This window comes from Streptomyces sp. NPDC002588, assembly GCF_040295925.1.
Taxonomy (GTDB): domain Bacteria; phylum Actinomycetota; class Actinomycetes; order Streptomycetales; family Streptomycetaceae; genus Streptomyces.
Window position 1 is genome coordinate 196,576 of sequence record NZ_JBEOWF010000014.1, and the last position, 14,871, is coordinate 211,446.

At 70.0% G+C, this 14,871-nt stretch carries 12 protein-coding genes; 6 read left to right on the forward strand and 6 right to left on the reverse strand.

The genetic code is table 11. The annotated features are described in order from the left end of the window. Positions 1-69: 69 nt before the first annotated feature. A complete protein-coding gene (locus ABT057_RS18505; protein ID WP_352344117.1) occupies positions 70-1,719 on the reverse strand; it encodes a protein kinase domain-containing protein in 1,650 nt (549 codons plus the stop codon). 430 nt (positions 1,720-2,149) lie between these two features. Between ABT057_RS18505 and ABT057_RS18510 the strand changes: the two genes are divergently transcribed. From ABT057_RS18510 to ABT057_RS18525, 4 genes are all read left to right on the forward strand, one after another. After that, the gene (locus tag ABT057_RS18510) at positions 2,150-3,676 is read left to right on the forward strand and encodes a protein kinase domain-containing protein (protein WP_502973936.1); all 1,527 of its coding nucleotides are present in this window, start codon (positions 2,150-2,152) and stop codon (positions 3,674-3,676) included. A gap of 691 nt (positions 3,677-4,367) precedes the next feature. Continuing rightward, on the forward strand, positions 4,368-5,549 hold the full coding sequence (pdhA, locus tag ABT057_RS18515) for a pyruvate dehydrogenase (acetyl-transferring) E1 component subunit alpha (RefSeq protein ID WP_352344118.1): 1,182 nt from the start codon (positions 4,368-4,370) through the stop codon (positions 5,547-5,549). 1 nt (position 5,550) lies between these two features. Continuing rightward, positions 5,551-6,540: an alpha-ketoacid dehydrogenase subunit beta gene (locus ABT057_RS18520; protein ID WP_352344119.1), complete on the forward strand. Its 990-nt coding sequence runs from the start codon at positions 5,551-5,553 to the stop codon at positions 6,538-6,540. 10 nt (positions 6,541-6,550) lie between these two features. After that, complete coding sequence (locus tag ABT057_RS18525; protein WP_352344120.1) at positions 6,551-7,984, forward strand: dihydrolipoamide acetyltransferase family protein; 1,434 nt, start codon at positions 6,551-6,553, stop codon at positions 7,982-7,984. A 77-nt stretch (positions 7,985-8,061) separates the two neighbouring features. On the opposite strand, the gene ABT057_RS18530 is transcribed toward ABT057_RS18525, so the two are convergent. Together ABT057_RS18530 and ABT057_RS18535 are read right to left on the reverse strand one after the other, a co-directional pair. Then, positions 8,062-9,309, reverse strand: a complete 1,248-nt coding sequence (locus ABT057_RS18530) for an MFS transporter (RefSeq protein WP_352344148.1) — start codon at positions 9,307-9,309, stop codon at positions 8,062-8,064. A 62-nt stretch (positions 9,310-9,371) separates the two neighbouring features. Beyond that, complete coding sequence (locus ABT057_RS18535) at positions 9,372-10,055, reverse strand: GntR family transcriptional regulator (protein WP_352344121.1); 684 nt, start codon at positions 10,053-10,055, stop codon at positions 9,372-9,374. Between the two features lie 236 nt (positions 10,056-10,291). Here ABT057_RS18535 and ABT057_RS18540 point away from each other — a divergent pair, with 236 nt between their 5' ends. Beyond that, complete coding sequence (locus ABT057_RS18540) at positions 10,292-11,194, forward strand: D-alanyl-D-alanine carboxypeptidase family protein (RefSeq protein WP_352344122.1); 903 nt, start codon at positions 10,292-10,294, stop codon at positions 11,192-11,194. 63 nt (positions 11,195-11,257) lie between these two features. Here the strand turns inward: ABT057_RS18540 and ABT057_RS18545 are convergent, their stop codons facing one another. After that, a complete protein-coding gene (locus ABT057_RS18545; protein ID WP_352344123.1) occupies positions 11,258-12,082 on the reverse strand; it encodes a maleylpyruvate isomerase family mycothiol-dependent enzyme in 825 nt (274 codons plus the stop codon). A 201-nt stretch (positions 12,083-12,283) separates the two neighbouring features. On the opposite strand from ABT057_RS18545, the gene ABT057_RS18550 reads away from it, so the two are divergent. Continuing rightward, positions 12,284-13,093, forward strand: coding sequence for a carbon-nitrogen family hydrolase (locus tag ABT057_RS18550; RefSeq protein ID WP_352344124.1), 810 nt, complete (start codon positions 12,284-12,286; stop codon positions 13,091-13,093). Positions 13,094-13,145: 52 nt separating this feature from the next. Here the strand turns inward: ABT057_RS18550 and ABT057_RS18555 are convergent, their stop codons facing one another. Next, on the reverse strand, positions 13,146-14,090 hold the full coding sequence (locus ABT057_RS18555; protein WP_352344125.1) for a hypothetical protein: 945 nt from the start codon (positions 14,088-14,090) through the stop codon (positions 13,146-13,148). Positions 14,091-14,268: 178 nt separating this feature from the next. Further along, complete coding sequence (locus ABT057_RS18560; RefSeq protein WP_352344126.1) at positions 14,269-14,766, reverse strand: LURP-one-related/scramblase family protein; 498 nt, start codon at positions 14,764-14,766, stop codon at positions 14,269-14,271. Between the last annotated feature and the right edge of the window lie 105 nt (positions 14,767-14,871).

Consider the following 14,871-nt stretch of genomic DNA (forward strand, 5'->3'; position numbering starts at 1 on the left):
TGTCAGAGCCGTGGACGACGCAGGGCCCGGCGGTGAGCCGGGCCCTCTTTCTCTGCCCCTCTTTCCCTCTCAGGACGACGCCGGGTTGCCCGTCGACACGCTCAGCTCTATCTCCGGCACGGCGTCCGGGTCGACGTCCGTACCGGCGGACGGGAACTGGTCCATGACCGCGCCGTCGCCGTACGTGTTCTCGTCCACGTACTTGATCTTCATCTTCCAGCCGGCGGCCTGGAAGCACTCCTTGACCGACGCGAGGTACTTGTACTTGAAGCTCGGGATCCGGACCTTGTCGGGGTCGTTGTACGACTCCTCCGGCTCGGTGCACTCGGTCGACTCGATCGTCTTGGACGTGTCCGGGCCGCGGTAGCCCGCCGCCTTCGTCGCCGACGCCGAGGCGCTGGAGTCGGCGCTGCCGCCGCCGCTGCTGTCGCTCCTGTTGAACGTGAGGCTCATCAGAAACCCGCCCACCGCCACCACCGCGACCACGGCCGAGCCGATGACCACCAGCTTGCTGTTCCTGCCGCCGCCCGGCGGCACCGCCGTCGGGTGCTGCGGGGGGAGGTGGTACGCCGGGGGCGTCGGCGGCCCCTGCTGGTGGCCGTAGGCCGGAGCGGGCGTCTGGTAGCCGCCCTGCTGCGGGTAGCCGTACGACGCAGGGGCGGGCGCCGGGGTGCCGTACGGGTTGTTCGGGGCGGGCGTTGGGGCAGGCTGGTACGGCGTCCGGACGTGGTCCACGGGCGGCCGGGGGGTGTTCTGGCCGACCGGCGGGAACACGGCGGAGCCGACGCCCGAGCCGCTCTGCGGCGGGGTGCCGGGGACGATGCTCGGCGCGGCCGGCTGGAGGGAGGCGGCGATGCGCAGGCACTCGTCACGCATGGCGACGGCGGTCGGGAAACGCTCGTTCGGGTTCTTCTTCAGCGCGCGGGCGACGAGCGCGTCCACGGCCGGCGGCAGCGAGCGGTTGATCGAGGAGGGCGCCACCGGCTCCTCCTGCACGTGCGCGTACGCGATCGCCAGCGGCGAGTCGGCGTCGAACGGCAGCCGCCCGGTGACCAGTTGGAACAGCATGATGCCGACCGAGTACAGGTCGGAGCGGGCGTCCACACCACGGCCCAGGGCCTGTTCGGGCGAGAGGTACTGCGGGGTGCCGACGACCATGCCGGTCTGCGTCATCGACGTCACACCGGACTGCATCGCGCGCGCGATGCCGAAGTCCATGACCTTGACGACACCGCGCTTCGTCATCATCACGTTGCCCGGCTTGATGTCGCGGTGGACCAGCCCCATCTCGTGACTGATCTCCAGCGCGGCCAGCACGTCCGCCGTGATCTTCAGCGCCTTGTCGGCGGGCATCGCGCCGTGCTGCCGTACGTCCTCGTCGAGCACCGAGCCGAGCGGGCGGCCCTCGACGTACTCCATGACGATGTACGGCGTAGTCAGGCCGTTCACGTCGTCCTCGCCGGTGTCGAAGACGGAGACGATGTTGGTGTGCGTGAGCTTGGCCACTGCCTGGGCCTCGCGGCGGAACCGCTCGCGGAAGGCCTGTTCGCGGCCCAGCTCGGTGTGGAGTGTCTTGATCGCGACCTGGCGGTCCAGCACGGAGTCGTACGCGAGGTGCACCGAGGCCATGCCGCCCTGGCCGAGCAAGTCGCGCAGCTGATAGCGGCCGCCGGCGATGGCCCGCCCGGGGCCTTGGCCGTGTGCGCCGTCCTGGCTCATCCTCTGAGTCCCCCGTAGGCCTTCGGACGCCGTCGACGGTGCCGTGGACTGTCGCCGATGCCGTTGACCATCGTTGATCGATAGTGCTATTCCCGGCCAAGTCTGCCGCAGGGCACTGACACGTCAAGCTCGGTGCCCGTTCCGTGACCCTACGAGAAAGAAGCGTCGCGCAAGCGTTACAGGTGCCGTACGGCCGGTACACACAATTTGCACGCCGACCCGTTGTCCGGGTTTGATGGCCGGTCCGCCCTGGAACGGCCGCGGGGCTCATCAGGGGCTCATCCCGGACCGGCGGCTTGCGCGGAGGCTGTAGCGTGGCCGACGGAGACCGTGACAACACCGCGCGCACCGCGGGCAGAAACGACGGCGAGGACTGATGGCACAGCAGCGCGCTCAGGGCCCGTCCGACCCCGAGGCGGCTGGCGGCGGTATGTCAGACGCGCCGGAGAACTGGGGCAACGGCGGGCTGGTCGGCGACGGCCGGTACCGGCTCACCCGCAGACTCGGCCGGGGCGGTATGGCCGAGGTTTTCGCGGCCGAGGACGTACGGCTCGGCCGGACCGTAGCGGTCAAACTGCTGCGCGCGGACCTCGCCGAGGACCCGGTGTCCAAGGCCCGCTTCACGCGTGAGGCGCAGTCCGTGGCCGGCCTCAACCACCACGCGATCGTCGCCGTTTACGACTCCGGCGAGGACTTCGTGGGCGGCCAGAGCGTGCCGTACATCGTGATGGAGATCGTCGAGGGGCGCACGATCCGTGACCTGCTCCTCAACGCTGAGGCACCGGGCCCCGAGCAGGCCCTGATCATCACCTCCGGGGTGCTGGAGGCGCTCGCCTACTCGCACCAGCACGGCATCGTGCACCGTGACATCAAGCCCGCCAACGTGATCATCACGCACAACGGCGCCGTCAAGGTGATGGACTTCGGCATCGCGCGCGCCCTGCACGGCGCGTCCACGACGATGACGCAGACCGGCATGGTCATGGGCACCCCGCAGTACCTCTCCCCGGAGCAGGCGCTGGGCAAGGCCGTCGACCACCGCTCCGACCTGTACGCGACGGGCTGCCTGCTCTACGAACTCCTGGCGCTGCGCCCGCCGTTCACCGGCGAGACTCCGCTGTCGGTGGTCTACCAGCACGTCCAGGACATTCCGGTGCCGCCGTCCCAGACCTCGGGCGGCGAGTGCCCGCCGGAACTCGACGGCCTCGTCATGCGGTCCCTCGCCAAGGAGCCCGACGACCGTTTCCAGACGGCCGAGGAGATGCGCGGACTCGTCCAGTACGCGCTGCAGATGCTCTACGACCAGGGCGGCCACACCGGCACCTGGAACACCGGACCGGTCGCCGGGGGCGCGGCCGCGGGCGGCTACGCGGGCACCACGGTGATGCCGCACCACGACGGCTCCAGCACCTCGCAGATCCCCCAGCCGATCCTGCCCACGGGGTACGGCGGCGGTGACGACGGCGGGTTCGAGGGGCACGGCAACAGGGGCAGCGGCCGCGGCAAGCTGTGGATTCTCGCCGTCCTCGCGGTGATCGCCATCGCCGCGGGCGTCGCGCTCGCCCTGAACAACAAGAGTTCGGGCACCGGCGACAACGGCACCACGAAGTCGCCGAGCGCCACGCAGTCCGCGACCGAGGAGCAGCCCAGCGCGTCCCCGACGGACGAGGAGAGCGAGACCTCCACGGACGACAACACGGACGACAGCACGGGTTCGGGGGCCGGCCAGAACTACACCCCGTCGTACACGCCCTCCCACACCCCGTCGTACACCCCGTCCCAGACGGTCACCAGCCAGCCGACGGCGACGGACACGGAGTCGGCGCCGTCGAGCGAGCCGACGGGCACGGACCCCGGCACCGGCGACCCCGGGGCGGACGGCGGGACCGGTGAGACGGAGGGGACCACGAGCGGTACGGACCAGGGGACGACGACCCTCGGCAACCTCGGCAACTGACCGGCGTCCGCCGCCCCGTCCACCGTCTGTCGTTTCCGCCGATTTCGGCCATTTTTCCACCACGCGCGCGTGGAGCCGTGACAAGGCTCCACGCGCGCGTGTGTGTTTCGTGCGGCTCGGGCTCGGTCCGCTCGGTCCGCTCGGTCGGCGAACGCCGACGGGGGTGTCGCCCCGGCTGAGCACGGGATGTCGAGGATGGCGTGCGCCTGCACGTGAACTGGGAACTGTCACAGAAGGTCATCGGCTGTCACAGGTGATCGCGGGATGTTCGTTCCGGGAGGCGAGGGGCGGGCGGGGGCTCCTGCGGCCGGATGGCTGAAATTCGCATCGGATTTTCGGACGCGGTTCCCGTAAGTGAACCCTTCCCGTGACCTGGGTCACCGGGATAACGTGCCGTTGTTCCGGCCCCCTGCAAGGCTGTGACCAGGCAGAGTCCCCGATTTGGCGATTTACTTGGAAATCCAAGCAAAAACGCAGGTCAGGAGGGGTTTCACAGAAATGTGGAGCTGTGGGTAACGTGCCTGTTGCAGGGCGCTCGCCGGGGCACCTGTCACGCCTGTGCCCGTCTGGCCGCACCCACCCCGTGCGACCGCGGGGGTGCAGGTGAGCCTCCCCCAGGCTCCTGAACGGAGCTGGGGGGACCCCCAGGCTCCCGGCGAACCCGGGTAGCCGGACCGACGGAGGAGCACACGTGACCGTGGAGAGCACTGCCGCGCGCAAACCGCGACGCAGCGCCGGAACCAAGAGCACGGCCGGCAAGCGCACGACCGCAAGGAACGCGCCAGGCGCCGAGCCCCAACTCGTACAGCTGCTGACGCCCGAGGGCAAGCGCGTGAAGAACGCCGAGTACGACAAGTACGTCGCCGGTGTCACCCCCGAAGAGCTCCGCGGCCTCTACCGCGACATGGTGCTCACCCGTCGTTTCGACGCCGAGGCCACCGCACTGCAGCGCCAGGGCGAGCTGGGCCTGTGGGCGTCCCTGCTCGGCCAGGAGGCCGCCCAGATCGGCTCCGGCCGGGCCCTGCGCGACGACGACTACGTCTTCCCGACCTACCGCGAGCACGGTGTGGCCTGGTGCCGAGGGGTCGACCCCACCAACCTGCTCGGCATGTTCCGGGGGGTGAACAACGGTGGCTGGGACCCGAACAGCAACAACTTCCAGCTCTACACGATCGTCATCGGCTCCCAGACGCTGCACGCGACCGGATACGCGATGGGCGTCGCCAAGGACGGCGCGGACAGCGCGGTGATCGCCTACTTCGGCGACGGCGCCAGCAGCCAGGGCGACGTGGCCGAATCGTTCACCTTCTCCGCCGTCTACAACGCGCCGGTGGTGTTCTTCTGCCAGAACAACCAGTGGGCGATCTCCGAGCCGACCGAGAAGCAGACCCGCGTCCCGCTGTACCAGCGCGCGCAGGGCTACGGCTTCCCCGGCGTCCGCGTCGACGGCAACGACGTGCTGGCCTGTCTCGCCGTCACCCGCTGGGCCCTGGAGCGGGCCCGCAGCGGCGAGGGCCCCACCCTCGTAGAGGCGTACACCTACCGCATGGGCGCCCACACCACCTCCGACGACCCGACGAAGTACCGGGCCGACGAGGAGCGCGAGGCGTGGGAGGCGAAGGACCCGATCCTGCGCCTTCGCCGCCACCTGGAGACCTCAAACCACGCGGACGAGGGATTCTTCGCGGAACTCGAGGCCGAGAGCGAGGCGTTGGGAAGGCGAGTGCGCGAAGTGGTCCGTGCCATGCCGGACCCGGACCACTTCGCCATCTTCGAGAACGTGTACGCGGACGGGCACGCGCTCGTCGACGAGGAGCGTGCCCAGTTCGCCGCCTACCAGGCGTCGTTCGCGGACGAAGACGGGGGTAAGTGAGATGGCCGACACCACGTTCACGAACATGGCCCTGGCCAAGGCGATCAACGAGTCGCTGCGCCGCGCCCTGGAGACCGACCCCAAGGTCCTGATCATGGGCGAGGACGTCGGCAAGCTCGGCGGTGTCTTCCGGGTGACGGACGGTCTGCAGAAGGACTTCGGCGAGAGCCGCGTCATCGACACCCCGCTCGCGGAGTCCGGCATCGTGGGCACGGCGATCGGCCTGGCGCTGCGCGGCTACCGGCCGGTGGTGGAGATCCAGTTCGACGGCTTCGTCTTCCCGGCCTACGACCAGATCGTCACGCAGCTCGCGAAGATGCACGCCCGCTCGCTGGGCAAGGTCAAGCTCCCGGTCGTCGTGCGTATCCCCTACGGCGGCGGCATCGGCGCGGTCGAGCACCACTCGGAGTCCCCCGAGGCGCTGTTCGCGCACGTGGCCGGACTGAAGATCGTCTCCCCGTCCAACGCGTCCGACGCGTACTGGATGATGCAGCAGGCCATCCAGAGCGACGACCCGGTGATCTTCTTCGAGCCCAAGCGGCGCTACTGGGACAAGGGCGAGGTCAGCACCGAGGCCATCCCCGGCCCGCTGCACAAGGCCCAGGTGGTCCGTGCGGGCACCGATCTGACGCTGGCCGCGTACGGTCCGATGGTCAAGCTCTGCCAGGAGGTCGCCGCCGCGGCCGCCGAGGAGGGCCGTGACCTGGAGGTCCTGGACCTGCGTTCGGTCTCGCCCCTCGACTTCGACTCCATCCAGACGTCGGTGGAGAAGACCCGCCGGCTGGTCGTGGTCCACGAGGCGCCGGTGTTCTTCGGTTCCGGCGCGGAGATCGCCGCCCGGATCACCGAGCGGTGTTTCTACCACCTGGAGGCCCCGGTGCTTCGGGTCGGCGGCTATCACGCCCCGTACCCGCCGGCCCGCCTGGAGGAGGAGTACCTGCCGGGCCTGGACCGGGTACTCGACGCCGTCGACCGTGCCCTGGCGTACTGAGGAGAGGGTCGTGACGACGATGACGGAAGCGTCCGTACGCGAGTTCAAGATGCCGGACGTGGGCGAGGGCCTCACCGAGGCCGAGATCCTCAAGTGGTTCGTCCAGCCCGGTGACACGGTGACCGACGGGCAGGTGGTGTGCGAGGTCGAGACGGCCAAGGCCGCCGTCGAACTGCCCATCCCCTACGACGGCGTGGTCCGCGCGCTGCACTTCGCCGAGGGCACCACGGTCGACGTGGGCACGTCGATCATCGCGGTGGAAGTGGCGGGCGCGGGCGGCGCCCCCGCGGACGCGGCGGCCGGGGCTCCCGCGCCCGCGAAGGCACCCGCCGAGGAGAAGAAGCCGGCGGGCTCCGGCCGTCAGCCGGTCCTCGTCGGCTACGGCGTGGCCGCCTCCTCCACCAAGCGCCGCCCCCGCAAGGGCACGGGCACCGGCATCCCGGCCCAGGAGCCCGCGGCGGCCGCCGTCCAGGCCGAGCTGAACGGCCACGGGGGCGCCGCCGTGAAGGACCGCCCGCTGGCGAAGCCGCCGGTGCGCAAGCTGGCCAAGGACCTCGGCGTGGACCTCACGGCGGTGGTCCCGACCGGCCCGGACGGCGTCATCACCCGCGAGGACGTCCACGCGGCGGCGGCCCCGGCCCAGGCCCCCGAGCCGGTCACCGCCACCCCGCAGGCCCCGGCTCCCGCGCCGGCCGCCGTCCCCGTGGCGGCGCCGGTGGTGTCGTACGACTCGGCCCGCGAGACCCGTGTCCCGGTCAAGGGCGTCCGCAAGGCGACGGCGGCGGCGATGGTCGGCTCGGCGTTCACCGCGCCGCATGTCACCGAGTTCGTGACGGTCGACGTCACCCGCACGCTGAAGCTCGTCGAAGAGCTGAAGCAGGCCCCCGAGAAGTACGACATGCAGGGGCTGCGGGTCAATCCGCTGCTGCTGATCGCCAAGGCCCTGCTGGTCGCGATCCGGCGCCACCCGGAGATCAACGCCTCCTGGGACGAGGCCGCGCAGGAGATCGTGGTCAAGCACTACGTCAACCTGGGCATCGCCGCCGCCACGCCCAGGGGCCTGCTCGTCCCCAACATCAAGGACGCGCAGGCGATGACGCTGCCCCAGCTGGCCGAGTCGCTGAGCGAGCTGGTCTCCACGGCGCGCGAGGGCAGGACGTCCCCCGCCGCCATGCAGGGCGGCACGGTGACGATCACCAACGTCGGCGTGTTCGGCGTCGACACCGGCACTCCGATTCTCAACCCCGGCGAGTCCGCGATCCTCGCGGTCGGTGCGATCAGGCTCCAGCCGTGGGTCCACAAGGGCAAGGTCAAGCCCCGTCAGGTGACGACCCTGGCGCTCTCCTTCGACCACCGGCTGGTCGACGGCGAACTGGGCTCGAAGGTCCTGGCGGACGTGGCGGCGATCCTGGAACAGCCCAAGCGGCTGATCACCTGGGCGTAGGAGCCGGAGCAACGGGCGGCCCCTGTTCCGGCGGGGGCCGCCACCGGCAGGGCGGGGTCGGAGGGCCGTGCTGCCGACTACGCCGGCACGTGCACCGTCTCCACCCGGCTCGCCACCAGCCGCTCACGTTCCCGCTTCGCCGCCCGCCTGCGCAGTCGCAGGATCTGGCTGACACCGAGGGCCTGGAGGACGAAGACGACCGAGAACGCGATCGTGTAGTCCCCGCCGGTCGCGTCCAGCAGCACACCGACCAGGAACAGCGTCGTCATGGACGCCACGAAACCACCCATGTTGGTGATCCCGGAGGCCGTTCCCTGACGCTCCGGCGGGTTCGCGGGTCGCGCGAAGTCGAAGCCGAGCATCGAGGCGGGGCCACAGGCGCCCAGCACCGAGCAGAGCAGGATCAGCAGCCACATGGGGGCGTGTTCGGCCGGGTAGGCCAGGGTCACCGCCCACATCAGCGCCGTGGCGCCCACCGTGCCCAGCGCCAGCGGGAGCCGCGCCCCGTGGTGGCGGGCGACGATCTGGCCGTAGACCAGGCCCACGACCATGTTGGACAGGACGACCAGGGTCAGCAGTTCGCCGGCCGTGGCCCGCGACAGCCCCTGCGCCTCCACCAGGAACGGCAGCCCCCACAGCAGCAGGAACACCATCGCCGGGAACTGTGTGGTGAAGTGCACCCACAGGCCCAGCCGGGTCCCCGGCTCCCGCCACGACGCGGCGATCTGACGGCGGACGTACGCGGCGCCCCGGTGCGGGAAGGGCTCCGGTTCGTGACCCTCCGGGTGGTCCTTCAGGAAGAGGACGAGCAGCACCAGGACGACGACACCCGCCACGGAGCTGCCCGCGAACGCCGCCGTCCAGCCGACCCCGTGCAGCAGACGGGCCAGCAGCAGGGTGGAGACCAGGTTCCCCGCCATCCCGGCGAGGCCCGCCAGTTGTGCCACCAGCGGTCCGCGCCGCGCCGGGAACCAGCGGGTCCCGAGCCGCAGCACACTGATGAACGTCATCGCGTCACCGCAGCCGAGCAGCGCGCGTGAGGCGAGGGCCGTGCCGTACGTCGGGGACAGGGCGAAGCCCAGCTGTCCGGCGGTGAACAGGACGACGCCGATCGTCAGCACCTTCTTGGTGCCGAGCCGGTCCACCAGCAGGCCGACCGGTATCTGCATGCCCGCGTAGACGAGGAGCTGGAGGATCGAGAAGGTCGACAGGGCCGAGGCGTTCACCTGGAAGCGTTCGGCCGCGTCGAGACCGGCGACTCCCAGCGACGTACGGAAGATGACGGCGACGAAGTAGACGGAGACGCCTATCCCCCAGACGGTCATCGCGCGACGGCCGCCGGGCGGGTCACCCGGAAGGGTGGAGTTCGCTCCGGGCCGGGCGGTGCTCATCGGACCTCCCCGCGGGCCAGGTGCGAGAACCAGCCGATGTGCCGGTGGACGAGCCCGACGGCCCCCTCGGCATCCCCCGCGCGCAGCGCCTCGAGGATCTCCTCGTGCTCGGTCAGCGTCTTGGCGATCCGGTCGGGGTGGGAGTGCAGGACGGCGACGCCCATGCGCAACTGGCGGTCGCGGAGCTGGTCGTAGAGCCGGGACAGGATCTCGTTGCCCCCGCTGCGGACGATCTCCGCGTGGAAGCAGCGGTCCGTGACCGCTGCGCCCGCCAGGTCGCCGGCCGCGGCCTGCTCCTTCTGCTTCGCGAGCAGTTCCTCGAGGCGTTCGATGAGGCCGGCGGGCGCGGGCACGGCCTTGCGCGCCGCGTGCTCCTCGACCAGCAGCCGGGTCTCCACCACGTCCGCGATCTCCTGCGCGGACACCGGCAGGACCAGCGCGCCCTTCTTCGGGTAGAGCTTGATCAGCCCTTCCACCTCGAGCCGCAGCAGCGCCTCCCGCACGGGGGTGCGGGAGACCCCGACGGCCTCGGCGAGCTCGCCCTCGGTGAGGAGGGTGCCGCCTTCGTAACGACGGTCCAGGACACCCTGCTTGACGTGGGCGTAGACCCGCTCGGCGGCGGGCGGCTGTTTGATCGGCGACGGATCCTTCACGAGCGCGGGCGGGGCTGAGGACGGCATGGCCACAGGATAGATACAACACGTACGCATCGCGAGGAAGGTCCAGCATGCGGGACCGAGTTGGCCCGTGCCCCGGACAGCCGACTGCGAGGGAACCAGGGGTAATCAGAAATTCGCCCCAGCGGGCGCACAACCTTCTGTGCTACTTACGTGTCACACACGTGCGGCCCCACCAACTTTCCCCATGCCAACTCGGCCGCACCTCACGGAAATCCGACATAATCGGGGTATTTCAGTTGATAACCGCCATCAAGGGCATCCGAGTTCGCCGAGCCGCCGCCGTCCTCACCACGGCCAGTGCAGTGCTCGCCGGAGGAGTCCTCGCCGCGGCACCCGCGCAGGCCGTCACGACGCCCACGATCGTTGCCAAGACCGGCTACGTGATGAACAACGCCAACAGCGCGCAGCTGTACGGCAAGGGCGCCAACACCAAGCTTTCCACCGGATCCACCACGAAGATCATGAGCGCGGCCGTCGTGCTGTCGCAGACGAACCTGAATCTGGACGCCAAGGTCACCATCCAGAAGGCGTACAGCGACTACATCGTCGCGAACAACGCGTCGTCCGCGCACCTGATCGTGGGTGACAAGGTCACCGTCCGTCAGCTGCTCTACGGGCTGATGCTGCCGTCCGGCTGCGACGCCGCCTACGCGCTGGCCGACAAGTTCGGCACGGGTACGACGCGGGCCGCCCGCGTGAAGAACTTCATCGCCAAGATGAACAACAAGGCGAAGTCGTTCGGTATGACGAACACGCACTTCGACTCGTTCGACGGCATCGGCAACGGCTCCAACTACTCCACCGCCAAGGACCTGACGGTTCTCGCCAGCAAGGCGCTGAAGAACTCGACGTTCCGCACGGTCGTCAAGACCAAGTCGTACACCGCCAAGACGGTCACCAAGACCGGCTCCATCCGCACCATGGGTGCCTGGACCAACACCAACACGCTGCTGAGCAGTTACAGCGGCACCATCGGTGTGAAGACGGGCTCCGGCCCGGAGGCGAAGTACTGCCTCGTCTTCGCCGCCACCCGCAACGGCAAGACCGTTGTCGGCACGGTGCTGGCTTCCAGCTCCGTCACGCAGCGAGCCACGGACGCCACGAAGCTGCTGAACTACGGCTTCGCAAAGCTGGGCTGACCCGTGACAGGACGGGCCCGCCGTGATCCACGCGGCGGGCCCGTTCCGTTGTCCGCCACGTGGTTACTTCGTGACGGCGAAGTTCCGCAGGATCGCCGCCGTCAGTTCCGGTTCGCCCTCCGCCTTCACCCGGTCCGCGACGGATTCCAGGGACACCCGGCCGCATGCCAGCCGGACGTACGTCTCCCAGTCGAGGGTGAAGGAGGCGGCGGGGCCGAGCGCGGGGACCGTCTCCAGGGTGCCGCGGCCCTGGATGTCGACCCGGATGGTGCGCAGGAACTCGATCGGGCCGTTGACGTCGAAGACGACGGCGGAGCTGCGCGGGGCGTCGGCGCGGTCGGCGACGACGGCCGGCAGCTCGGCGAGCAGCACGTCACGGGCGATGTGCGCGCCCGGGGAGTCGAGGTTGCCCGGGTGGCCGAGGGCGGCGCGCAGGTCCTGTTCGTGTACCCACACGTTGAAGGCGTGCGCCCGCATCGACTCCTCGAACGTCAGCTCCGTGCCGAGGGGGCCGCGCACGACGGCGTCCGGCTGGCGCGACTCGCCCCGCAGCTGCCGGTTGCGCCGGATGATCATCAGTTCCAGTTCGGAGGTCATCTCCGGCGCGGTGTGGTGGCGGCGGACGTCGACCTGCATCTCCATGTACCGCTGGATGTCGTTGGTGACGTGGAAAAGATCGCGGGGGAGTGAGTGGATCGGGCGCGGGTCGCCGTACATCTCGCTGTCGAGACCGATCACATGCGAGACCACATCGCGGACCGACCAGCCGGGGCACGGGGTTCGCCGGTTCCACTCGCCCTCCGCGAGCGGCTGCACCAGCTCGGATATCGCTTCGATGGAGTGGGTCCAGGCGTCGGCGTAGGGCTGGAGGGTGGGATGCAGACTCACGGAACGGGACCCCTCGGCGGTCGGTGCACGGGCAGTGATGGCGGCGGGTGGCGGCGTTGCCAGCGGGAGACGGTGACGGTCGGCGGCTGTCGGCGGGTGTCGTGAAACGCTAAGTTACGCTGCTGTGAGGCACCCCGGCAGTGCTTTCGTGTGACGATCGTAGGCCCGTGTGGACGGCTCGAATGCCAGGACGGTGGTAGTGTGCGCGCCTCTCTGATCCAGATCGCCGTAGAAGAGGGCGAATCGGTCGAATCGCGGCGGGCTCGGGTCGCCTCGCTGGTGCGGGAGCAGGCCGGCGCGGCGGACCTCGTGGTGCTGCCGGAACTGTGGACCACCGGGGCCTTCGCCTACGAGGAGTTCGCCGCCGAGGCCGAGCCGCTCCAGGGTCCGACGTACGAGGCGATGGCCAAGGCCGCGAGCGACGCGGGCGTGTGGCTGCACGCGGGATCGATCCCGGAACGGGACCCCGAGGGCCCCCTTTACAACACGTCTCTCGTCTTCTCCCCCTCCGGTGAGCCGGCCGCCGCCTACCGCAAGATCCACCGCTTCGGCTTCGACAAGGGCGAGGCCGTGCTGATGGGCGCGGGGCGGGAGCTGGTGACGGTCCGGCTGCCGGGCACCACGCTCGGCCTGGCGACCTGCTACGACCTCCGCTTCCCCGAACTCTTCCGCGGTCTCGTCGACGCCGGTGCCGAGACCCTGGTGATCCCCGCGGGGTGGCCGGAGCGCCGCCGGGCGCACTGGACGCTGCTGGCCCAGGCTCGGGCGGTCGAGAACCAGGCGTTCGTGCTCGCCTGTGGAACGGCCGGGACGCATGCCGGAGTTCCACAGGCGGGTCACTCGATCGTGGTGGATCCGTGGGGCGAGGTGCTGGCCGAGGCGGGCCCGGGCGAAGAGGTCCTCACGGTCGACTTCGACCCGGCGAAGGTCGCCACGACCCGCGAGCAGTTCCCGGCCCTGAAGGACCGGGTACCCGCCCTCCAGCCGCCCACCAGGCCTTACACGGCGTAGTGCTGCGACCGGAAAGGTTCACCGGCTCGCGACGCCCGGCACGGGCGCGTGGTCACTTGACGTCGACGTAGTCGCCCGCGGCCGAGACGGCCGGGGTGGTGGACGTTCCCGCGAAGGAGTAGCGCCAGTAACCGTCGGCCGTCGCCTTGTAGGTCGTCTTGAGGTTGCCGTGGCTGTCGGAGCTGATGGTCTTGAGGGTCTTGTAGACGCTGGTGCCCTTCTTGCGGAACTGCAGCCTGACCTTCTGGCCCGTGTAACCGGCGTACTTGTGGGTCTCCCAGTTCGCGCGGGTGAGAGCACCGGTGACCGTGACCGTCTTGCCCTTCTTGACCGGCTCGGGCGCCGCGTTCGTCGTGAGCCTGGACAGGCGCTGGACCGCGGGTGAGGAGAGCCCGGTCCTGGCAGCGGTGCCGATCTTGCTGACGTCCGCCGGGTTGCTGGGGTTCTGGCCGTTGTAGGCGACGGCCCAGGCCACCGAATGCCAGCTCGTTCCGGCGTCGGAGTTGTGGAGGTCGTACTTGGGGTAGATGTCGACGGTCCCCTTGCAGGTCTCCACGGTGACGACCCCCTCGGAGGAGGACGTGGAGGAGGTGACGCTGCACGTCGCCGCGTTGTCTCCGTACAGGTCGGCCGTCGGGGACGAGGCGGAGCCCCGGTACAGGTCCAGGCCGACGTAGAAGTCGTCGTCGGTGAGGCCGTCCACGTTGGTCGCCGTGAGGGTGAAGCTGTAGGGCACGTGCACGATGGCACTCGTGCCCACGGACACCGCGGACTTGTTGCCCGCGATCTTCACGTTCGAGAAGGTCACCGCCAGCTTGTACGGCTCGGCGGCGGATGCCGTGAAGGCGGACTTCCCCGTTGCGGGGGCGGAGTGGGCTAGCTGCCAGGGGCGCGCGGCACCCGCCGTGTCGGCCGCCTGGGCAGTGGGAACGGTGGCGCCGGTCAGCGCGAGAGCGCCGCAGACGACGGCGGCGGCCGCGGGAACGCGAATACGCATGCACTCTCCACAGGAGAAGTGCCGGGAACGGCGAGAGGGCCGGCCTTCCCGGCGGACAGGTTCGGAAAGCCAACCGAGGTCGGCGTCTGACATGAGGTCAGACATGCCAGGCCGAAGGATGGTTGTACGGCCCACAGCCCGTGCCGGGCCCGGACGGCCGGGTGGGCCCGCCCGGCCCTCAGCCGTCGTCCCGTTCCCTGTCGGCCAGGTGGATCACGCACACCGTCACCGCGATCAGCAGCGCCGGGTCCGCGTCCTCCCGCACGACGTCGACGCCGTACGTCTCGCGCACGTGCAGCCAGCGCCGGGAGACGACGGCGAGCAGTTCGCCGTCGTACTCGACGGCGAACTCCCGGTCGAGGATCTTCCCGCTGACGTCGAGCTCGGTGCGGCCGTCCGCGAGGGTCACCCGGTAGTGGTTGCGCAGGAGTGACAGCCGCTTGCGCCGTACGGTCGCCAGCGGCTCGCCGTCCCGCTCGATCACCATCGTGTCGCGCAGGGCGAACATCTTCTTGTGGATGTCGATCAGGACGCGCCCCTGCGTGTCCTTCAGCTCGAAGGTGTCCCGCAGCCGGATCGCCTTGCCGTCGACGAGGTACACCCTGTTGCCGCGGTCGTCCTCGATCCAGTAGTCGTCACCGAAGGCGAGCAGCCGCTCGCGTACGAGGAATCTCATGTCGTCACCGGTTCCCCGGCGGCCGGTCCGAAACGCCGGCTGTAGGCCGACGGGCCGAGTCCGGTCTCGCGCCGCACGCGCACGGTCGTCCTGCGGACGCGGCGG